Source organism: Roseateles sp. P5_E11, assembly GCF_054049355.1.
In genome coordinates this window covers 1-2,285 of sequence record NZ_JBFUMO010000759.1, presented here as the reverse complement: position 1 = coordinate 2,285, position 2,285 = coordinate 1, and the positions used below count along the sequence as shown (strand labels likewise).

The 2,285-nt window shown below is 65.0% G+C and carries 3 protein-coding genes; all 3 read right to left on the bottom strand.

Annotated features, from left to right (window positions below):
* Positions 1–1,236 (bottom strand): 3-hydroxyacyl-CoA dehydrogenase family protein (locus ACXJKR_RS30210; RefSeq protein ID WP_457325987.1); only part of this gene is annotated, 1,236 nt, incomplete at its 3' end.
* A 174-nt stretch (positions 1,237–1,410) separates the two neighbouring features.
* Complete coding sequence (locus ACXJKR_RS30205; RefSeq protein ID WP_056203610.1) at positions 1,411–1,836, bottom strand: DUF2147 domain-containing protein; 426 nt, start codon at positions 1,834–1,836, stop codon at positions 1,411–1,413.
* 29 nt (positions 1,837–1,865) lie between these two features.
* On the bottom strand, positions 1,866–2,285 hold a 420-nt coding region (locus tag ACXJKR_RS30200; protein ID WP_457325986.1), incomplete at its 5' end, for an acyl-CoA dehydrogenase C-terminal domain-containing protein.

Genomic DNA, 2,285 nt, shown 5'->3' with positions numbered 1-2,285 from the left:
GGACAGCGTCTTGCCGTCGGCGATGTCGGCCGAGATCCATTCAGCGACCTGCTTCCAGCCGGCCGCCTGCCACAGCTCGAAGGGGCCTTGCGTGGTGCCGAAGCCCCAGCGCATCGCGAAGTCGATCTCGCGGGCCGTGTCGGCCACCGTGTTCAGGTGCACGGCCGCGTAGTGGAAGCTGTCGCGCAGGATGGCCCACAGGAACTGGGCTTGCGGGTTGGTGCTCTCGCGCAGCAGCTYGAGGCGGTCGGCCGGCGCCTTCTTCAGGATGCGGGCGACGATCTCGTCAGCCTTCTTGCCGCCGGCGACGTACTCGCCCGTGGCGAAGTCCAGGCGCTGGATGTCCTTGCCGACCTTCTTGTAGAAACCGGCGCCGGTCTTCTGGCCCAGGGCGCCCTTCTCGATCAGGCCGGCCAGCACCTTGGGCGTGGCGTAGGTCGAGTAGAAGGGGTCGTCCTTCAGGTTGTCCTGCATCGTCTTGACGACGTGGGCCATGGTGTCCAGGCCGACGACGTCCGCGGTGCGGAAGGTGCCCGACGAGGCGCGGCCCAGCTTCTTGCCGGTCAGGTCGTCGACGACGTCCACCGACAGGCCGAACTTCTCGGCCTCGATCATCGTGGCCATCATGCCGGCGATGCCGACGCGGTTGGCGACGAAGTTGGGCGTGTCGTGGGCGCGCACGACGCTCTTGCCCAGCGACGTGGTCACGAAGGCTTCGAGCTGGTCGAGGATCTCCGGCTGCGTGGTCGGCGTGTTGATCAGCTCGACCAGGGCCATGTAGCGCGGCGGGTTGAAGAAGTGGATGCCGCAGAAGCGCGGCTTGATTTCTTCGGGCAGCACTTCGGAGAGCTTGGTGATGCTCAATCCAGATGTGTTCGAAGCCACGATCGCATGCGGTGCGACGAAGGGCGCGATCTTGGTGTACAGGTCGAGCTTCCAGTCCATGCGCTCGGCAATGGCCTCGATGATGAGGTCGCAGCCGCGCAGGACTTCCAGGTGCTCTTCGTAATTGGCCTGCTGGATCAGCGCGGCTTCCGATGCATCACCCAGCGGGGCCGGCTTGAGCTTCTTCAGGCCGTCGACGGCCTTGGTGACGATGCCATTCTTGGCGCCTTCTTTCGCAGGCAGGTCGAACAGCACGACCGGCACCTTGCAGTTGACGAGGTGGGCCGCAATCTGCGCGCCCATCACGCCGGCGCCGAGCACGGCGACCTTGCGGACTTGGAATCGACTCATTTCTTTCTCCATGTTTGCCAGTTGTTCATTGCCCTTCGGGCCGAGCGCCGGGCCGCCCCAAGCCGGCCCGGCTGGCGATGTGCTTGCGGCTCAACGCCGCAAGCATCGCCGTCCCCTCGGGGGACCGACCAGGCTGGCCCGCGTGCAGCGCGGCAGCCTGGGCGAGGGGCCACTTCATTCCACGCGAATCCACGTCTGCGTGCGGTAGAAGGGGCCGATGTAGCCGCGCATCTCCAGTTTCTTGCCACCGTCCACCGGCTTCAAGCGGGTGCGGTAGGTCTTGCCGTTATTAGGGTCGAGGATCTCGCCGCCGCCCCAGATGCCGTCGCCTTCGGTCTTCACGCCGCGGATGATCTGCAGGCCGACGACGGGCTGGTCCCTGCGGTCATCCTTGCACTTGTCGCATTTCGCGTTGGGCTCCGCGCTCGGGTCCAGCAGCTTGTCGATGCTGCCGACGAGGGTGCCCCCCTGTTCGCTGATGCGGACCAGCGACTTCGCGGTTTTGCCGTCGTCGTCGATGGTCTTCCACAGGCCCACGGGTGAAGTCTGCGCGAACGCAAACGCGGGCAACAGCAGGGCAGCAGCGAACAGGAATTTCATCGGGGCATCCTTGTCGTTCATCAAGCGGTTCAGAACAGAGCTTCTTCCATTTCCATCAGCGGCGCCAGGCCCGCACGGCAGGTGCGGATCAGCGTCGCCGTCTCGGGCAGCAGCTTCGCGAAATAGAAGCGCGCCGTGGCCAGCTTGGCCGTGTAGAACGGGTCACCACTGTCCTTCTTGGCCAGAGCGATCTTGGCGGCCTGCGCGAAGAAGAAGGCGAAGGTCATGTGGCCCACCACGCGCAGATAGTCCACCGCCGCGGCGCCGACCTCATCCGGGTTGCCAAAGGCCTTCATGCCCAGTTCCTGCGTGAGCTTGTTGACCTTGTCGCCGAGGTCGGCAAGCGGGTTCACGAACTCCTGCATGGCCTCGTTGGTGCCTTCTTCCTCGATGAAGGCGGCGATCTTCTTGCCGAACTTCTTCAGCGTGGCGCCGTTGTTGCCCAGCAC

Excerpts from the sequence above, each read along its gene's own strand:
- ACXJKR_RS30205 (WP_056203610.1), bottom strand. The coding sequence starts at position 1,836 with ATGAAATTCCTGTTCGCTGCTGCCCTGCTGTTGCCCGCGTTTGCGTTC.